Genomic DNA, 6,000 nt, shown 5'->3' on the forward strand with positions numbered 1-6,000 from the left:
AGCCAGGGAGCGTAATCGGCTTGCCCGAGGGGTTTATTGATCTGGATCTATGCTTGATGAACAAACGGATGGCACTCGCGCGAACCGTGGCGGACTAAGTATCAGAAAGGCTCGTCAGTACAAGAGCCTGCGTCCCCCTGCGCACTGACACGGACCGGACATGAGCGAAGAAACCGTACACAACCGATCACTGGTGATCTTGCTATGGCTGGTGACCGCCGCCTTCATCTGGATTCTGCTGCCGTTTTACGGTGCGGTGTTTTGGGCGGTGATCCTCGGCATCCTCTTTGCGCCGATGCAGCGCCGATTGCAATTGAAGCTGGGGTGGGAGCGCAACCTGACGTCACTGTTCACGCTCAGTATCTGTCTGGTGATTGCGATCCTGCCGGTGATCATCCTTGGCTTCCTGCTGGTTCAAGAGGGGACCACGCTGTACAAAAGCATCGAAAGTGGTGAGCTGGATATCGCCGGGTTCGTCTCGCATTTCAAGCACAGCCTGCCGCCGTACTTCCAGCACCTGCTTGACCGGTTCGGGGTGGGCGAATTGAGCGGGCTGCGGGAGAAAATCATCAAGAACGCGGTGACGGGCAATGAGTTTTTCGCCACTCAGGCGTTCAGCTTCGGCCAGGGCACGTTTGATTTTGTGGTGAGTTTTTTCATCATGCTGTATTTGCTCTATTTCTTTTTGCGTGACGGCGCCGAACTGGCACGCAAGGTTCGCGCGGCGGTGCCGCTGGAGGAGCACCAGAAGCGGCGCTTGCAACTCAAGTTCAATCGCGTGGTGCGGGCGACGGTCAAGGGCAACCTGCTGGTGGCGATCACGCAGGGCGCTTTGGGTGGGGCAATATTCTGGTTTCTGGACATCCCGAGCGCGTTGCTCTGGGCGGTGCTGATGGCGTTTTTGTCGCTGTTGCCAGCGGTGGGGGCAGGGATCGTCTGGGCGCCGGTGGCGGCGTTATTCCTGCTCAGCGGGGCGATCTGGCAGGGTGTGGCGTTGGGGCTGTACGGGGTTTTTGTGATTGGCCTGGTGGATAACGTCTTGCGACCGATCCTGGTGGGCAAGGACACCAAGATGCCGGACTACCTCATCCTCATCTCGACACTGGGCGGTCTGGCGATCTTTGGCCTCAATGGTTTCGTTATCGGGCCGCTGATCGCGGCCCTGTTCATGTCGAGTTGGGACATTTTCATCGAAACCAAACCGCGGGTGCAGTTGCCTTAGGCGCTGAGCAGGCCTTGGCCTTGGCCGATGCGCTGCGACAAGGCCTGGGCGGCGGGTAGCGAGGTGAGCGGACCGCTGATCGCTTCGCCGTCCTGCACCAGATACCAACAGGCAAGCAAACCCAGCTCTCTAAGCGATGAGGGAACGGCGCTGCCGATAACGGACATGATCTGAACCTGGGACATAAGTACCTCCATCAATCTATGGAGCTACCTTAAGGACGTCGCGCAGGAACGGACAATCAACACGTTCGATAGTGGTCATTGACGCCGATGAGTGTTCGCCTCAGTCGACGACCAGATCCAGCATGTGAACCACTTCGTGTTCGTTGAGCAGGCCCTTGCGTACCAGGTTTTCCGCCAGCAGCGAAAGAAACTTGGCGCTGCGATGGCCTTCCAGGTGCTTGAGTTCGGTCAAAGCGTTGTACACCTTGCTGGAAGTGCACAAACCGACAATGCGGTGCGGGTTTTGCGTAGGCATGAGGTCGTCCTTGTTGTTATCAACCTGTTGTTTGCGGACAGATCCAAGCTTGCGGACCTGATATGACAAAAATATGACCGTTTGGCGCAAGGCGAGGGCGGGTCATGTCAATCTTGCCCATTTGAACCACCCACTCTGTCCCCACAGCGACCTTGACGCGATTTATCCAGACGTTCGCCGACGAACGGTCACAAAAAAGCCCCGCTGTTGAGGCGGGGCCGGGGAATGCTGTTACCAGTGGCCATAACCACGGGGAGGGCCATAGTAACCGCGCGGCGGGCCGTAATAACCACGTGGCGGACCGTAGTAAACCGGTGCCGGGGCGTAGTAGACCGGCTGTTGCACGTAGACCGGTGCAGGCTGGTAATAAACCGGTGGCGGTTGTTGCATGTAAACCGGCGCCGGCTGAGCGTAAACCGGTTGTTGAACATAGACCGGCCGGTTGGCGTTGATCACGGCCGAACCGACAATGGCCGAGCCGACGAGCGCACCAAAAATCGCCGGACCTTGCCAGCAGTTACCACAACCACCGCCATGGGCTTGTGCCTGCCCTGCGACAGCGAGTGCGCCGATCAGCAAGGCCACTGTGGTGATTTTACGGTTCATGATAAATCCTCGTCTTTTCGACCCGGCGCTTGCGTCTGCAATAGACCCAAGGATTGTCGCGGGGATACCTCTAAGACAGCTTTTTTTTGAAAAACAGCACGGCCGATAGGTAAATTTTGTGTAAGGTCTGTACCGGTTTCCTGACGGACCCGCGCTACCTCGCGCAGGCCTTTGATTATGATCGATCAGACCCGATGGATTGGCTAATCCCGTCCATCTGAAAGTGCTATTGAAGGAGAAAGTTTCATGCAGATGAACCCCAACCGAGACACTCAGCTGTGCATGTCGCTCTCGGGGCGCCCCGGCAACTTCGGCCTGCGGTTTCACAATCATCTGTATGAACAACTGGGCCTGAATTTCTATTACAAGGCCTTCAGCAGCCAGGATTTGCCCGGCGCTGTCGGCGGTATTCGCGCCTTGGGCATTCGTGGCTGCGGGGTGTCGATGCCGTTCAAGGAAGCGTGTATCGAGCTGGTTGATGAACTGGACGCCTCGGCGGCGGCCATTCAATCAATCAACACCATCGTTAATACCGATGGCCATTTAAAGGCGTACAACACCGATTACATTGCCATCGAACAACTGCTCAAGACCCACGAAGTGCCCAAAGAGTCGACCTTTGCCCTGCGCGGCAGCGGCGGCATGGCCAAGGCCGTGGCCAGCGCGTTGCGTGATGGCGGCTACAAAAACGGTTTGATCGTCGCCCGAAATGAACGCGCCGGACGCGCCCTGGCTGAGTCGCTGGGCTACAAATGGCAAGCGGAACTGGGCGCACAGCGCCCGCAAATGCTGATCAACGTCACACCGATTGGCATGACGGGCGGTCCGGAAGCTGATCAACTGGCGTTTGATGCGCACGCGATTGCCAGCGCGCAGACTGTCTTCGATGTGGTGGCAATTCCCTCGGAAACGCCGCTGATCGTGAGCGGTCGTGCGCAAGGCAAGCGAGTCATCACGGGGCTGGAAGTGATCGCGATCCAGGCACTGGAGCAGTTTGTGTTGTACACCGGTGTAAGGCCCACGGATGAGCAGTTTCACAAAGCCGTGGAATTTGCCCGCAGCTAGGAGGTGCCTATGCACCCGCGCATTCTCAATCTGAACCAGGTCGATCTTGAACCGTTGCCCGAAGCCCTGGCTCCTACCGGCGACACGGCCGGTCGCTACCAGCAGCGTTTCGCCCGCGTTGGCCAGCAATTGGGCGCGCAAAAGCTTGGGTATCGGCTGTATGCGCTGGAACCGGGCATGCGTGGCAGCCCGTTTCATAGCCATCGGGTCAACGAGGAGATGTTTTACGTCGTGGCCGGGGCAGGGGAGGTACGCCTCGGGACCGAGCGTTTTCCCATCCGTGCGGGCGACGTGATTGCTTGTCCGCCAGGTGGTCCGGAAGCGGCGCATCAGATCATCAATACCAGCAACGCTGAACTGCGCTATCTGGCGGTGAGCACCCAGCAATCACCGGAAATTTGCGAGTACCCGGATTCCGGTAAATATGCGGTGATGGATGATTTCAAGGTGGATGCCGAGGGCAATGCTTCGGGCTTCGTTGCCATCGCCCGGCCGGGCGACGGCGTGGATTATTGGGACGGTGAGTAACCTGTAGCAGCGTGTAGCAGCTGTCGAGCAGCGCGAGGCTGCGTCCGACTGCGAAGCAGGCGCTGAACCAGAACTTGCGGTGTTTCAGACAGACAGCGTTAGCCTGACTCACGACGGCTTCGCCGCCGGACGCAGCCTCGCGCGGCTCGACAGCTGCTACAAGCCGGACGCAGCCTCGCGCTGCTCGACGGCTGCTACAAGCCGGACGAGCTGCTACGGGTTATTCGAGGCGCGCCAGGCGTTCTTCCAGCGCGGCAATTCGCGCTTCAAGCTCTTCGATTCGCTCAACCGACACCCCGCTGGCATTGCCTCGCTCCACCGGATTGTGCCGTGCCGCCAGAATCACCTCGATGTCTGCCGGATCGCCCAACGCATGCATATACCGGTCCTCCCGCTGGCCGGCCTGCTTTGGAATCAACAGTGCCAAGCCCCGGGCAATCAAACGCTCCAGCTGATGCACCACCTGTTCGGCGTCTTCAAACTCATGCATGCGCCCGCTGCGGGTCAGTAATTCATTGGTCGTCTGCGGGCCGCGCAAGAACAACAGGCCTGTCAAAATCACTTGTGCCGGCACCAGTTCCAGGGCTTTGTCGACCTTGTGCTCCCAGCGATCCGCGCGGCTGCCCATCACCAGTTTGGCGAAGCCGCGTCCTTCCAGCGCCCGCAGGCTCTGGCCGACCTGACCCTGGGTCAGGTTCATCACCGGTTCGCGGCTGGTTTTCTGGTTGCAGGCGATCACCAGGGCATTGAGGGTCAGCGGATACGTTTCGGGGCTGGTGGCCTGTTTCTCGATCAGCGAGCCCAAAATTCGGATTTCCGCGCTGTTAAGCCGCGGTCCGTCAGAGGTCGTTTCTTGCTCAGTGTTCATGGTTGCGAATCCTTGCCCGGTTCATGTTTTTCACGTGCCTGGATGCACTTTAGAGGGGCGAGCGCCAATGGCAACTGAATTCGTTGTGCCTGCGCCATAACGATGACGAAACCTAAATGAAATATTAACGACTTTTTTACAAATGCGCGGGCACCTTATGCGGGCTCGCGCGACGTCGCGCGCGCCATTCACGGCGTTGTGGTCATTGGCTGTATCGCCCCCGAACTTCTGCCCCATGCATCGAGTCACTCGGTGTACGACACCTTCATTCGCCTCTGCTTACAAAAAACCAATAAAGGCGAGAGAGACTCCATGAACCAAGACATTTTTGTATCTGTACTGATTCCAGCCAAAAACGAAGCAAACAACCTCAGGCCACTGCTTGAGGAAATCCGCGTGGCGTTGGCCGATGAGGCTTACGAAATCATCGTCGTTGACGATGGCAGCACCGATGCCACCTTGCACGAGCTGCGGCAAATGCGGCACAACGGGCTGGACGCATTGCGCATCCTGCACCATGAACGTTCGCTGGGGCAGAGCACTTCGCTTTACCACGCGGCGTTCGAGGCGCGTGGACAGTGGTTGGCCACACTCGATGGCGACGGGCAAAACGACCCGGCGGACATCCCCGGTATGCTGGCGCTGGTGCGCGGTGAGCCGGGACGCGTCGATGTACAGTTGGTGGCCGGGCACCGGGTCAATCGCCGTGATACCGCGAGCAAGCGCTGGGCTTCGCGTTTCGCCAACGGCCTGCGCAGTCGCCTGCTCAAGGATTCCACCCCGGACACGGGGTGCGGCTTGAAGTTGATCGAGCGTGCGGCGTTTTTGCGCCTGCCGTACTTCGACCACATGCATCGCTATATCCCGGCGCTGATCCAGCGCCATAACGGCCGAATGATCGTTCATCCGGTCAACCACCGACCGCGCACCGCCGGGGTGTCCAAGTACGGCAATCTCGACCGCGCCCTAGTGGGCATTCTCGACCTGATCGGCGTCTGGTGGCTGATCAAACGCACGCGCCTGAACACCCATGCGCAGGAGATTGAAGGATGAATCTTTCCCGCGAAGCCATGTGGCTGGCAGTCGGTTTTATTGGCCAGATCGCCTTTACCGGCCGCTTTATCCTGCAGTGGCTGTACAGCGAGTACAAAAAACGCAGCGTGATCCCGGTGAGCTTCTGGTACCTGAGCATCGTCGGCAGCACCCTGTTGCTCGCGTACGCCATTTACCG

At 58.8% G+C, this 6,000-nt stretch carries 9 protein-coding genes; 5 read left to right on the forward strand and 4 right to left on the reverse strand.

The genetic code is table 11. The features are described 5' to 3' along the window. The first annotated feature begins 160 nt into the window (after positions 1-160). Positions 161-1,222 carry an AI-2E family transporter gene (locus AC1D2P_RS20865; protein ID WP_477758233.1) on the forward strand — a complete coding sequence of 354 codons (1,062 nt, stop codon included), beginning with the start codon at positions 161-163 and terminating at the stop codon, positions 1,220-1,222. Here the strand turns inward: AC1D2P_RS20865 and AC1D2P_RS20870 are convergent. The 3 genes from AC1D2P_RS20870 to AC1D2P_RS20880 form a co-directional block, all read right to left on the reverse strand. Then, on the reverse strand, positions 1,219-1,407 hold the full coding sequence (locus AC1D2P_RS20870; protein ID WP_477758234.1) for a hypothetical protein: 189 nt from the start codon (positions 1,405-1,407) through the stop codon (positions 1,219-1,221). The genes AC1D2P_RS20865 and AC1D2P_RS20870 overlap by 4 nt on opposite strands. A gap of 100 nt (positions 1,408-1,507) precedes the next feature. After that, entirely contained in the window at positions 1,508-1,702 is a 195-nt protein-coding gene (locus tag AC1D2P_RS20875; RefSeq protein WP_007944773.1) for a hypothetical protein, read from the reverse strand. Between the two features lie 231 nt (positions 1,703-1,933). Then, positions 1,934-2,308 (reverse strand): hypothetical protein, encoded by a 375-nt coding sequence (locus tag AC1D2P_RS20880; protein WP_109786652.1) that lies wholly within the window; start codon positions 2,306-2,308, stop codon positions 1,934-1,936. Between the two features lie 246 nt (positions 2,309-2,554). Between AC1D2P_RS20880 and AC1D2P_RS20885 the strand changes: the two genes are divergently transcribed. After that, positions 2,555-3,373, forward strand: coding sequence for a shikimate 5-dehydrogenase (locus tag AC1D2P_RS20885; RefSeq protein WP_223522517.1), 819 nt, complete (start codon positions 2,555-2,557; stop codon positions 3,371-3,373). Positions 3,374-3,382: 9 nt separating this feature from the next. Beyond that, the gene (locus tag AC1D2P_RS20890; protein WP_223522518.1) at positions 3,383-3,901 is read left to right on the forward strand and encodes a cupin domain-containing protein; all 519 of its coding nucleotides are present in this window, start codon (positions 3,383-3,385) and stop codon (positions 3,899-3,901) included. Between the two features lie 220 nt (positions 3,902-4,121). On the opposite strand, the gene AC1D2P_RS20895 is transcribed toward AC1D2P_RS20890, so the two are convergent. Next, complete coding sequence (locus AC1D2P_RS20895) at positions 4,122-4,769, reverse strand: YceH family protein (RefSeq protein ID WP_223522519.1); 648 nt, start codon at positions 4,767-4,769, stop codon at positions 4,122-4,124. 312 nt (positions 4,770-5,081) lie between these two features. On the opposite strand from AC1D2P_RS20895, the gene AC1D2P_RS20900 reads away from it, so the two are divergent. Together AC1D2P_RS20900 and AC1D2P_RS20905 are read left to right on the forward strand one after the other, a co-directional pair. Next, complete coding sequence (locus AC1D2P_RS20900) at positions 5,082-5,822, forward strand: glycosyltransferase family 2 protein (RefSeq protein ID WP_109786649.1); 741 nt, start codon at positions 5,082-5,084, stop codon at positions 5,820-5,822. Further along, positions 5,819-6,000 (forward strand): lipid-A-disaccharide synthase N-terminal domain-containing protein (locus tag AC1D2P_RS20905; RefSeq protein WP_477811569.1); only part of this gene is annotated, 182 nt, incomplete at its 3' end. The genes AC1D2P_RS20900 and AC1D2P_RS20905, both read left to right, overlap by 4 nt.

The organism is Pseudomonas sp. P1_F1_2 (assembly GCF_056405815.1).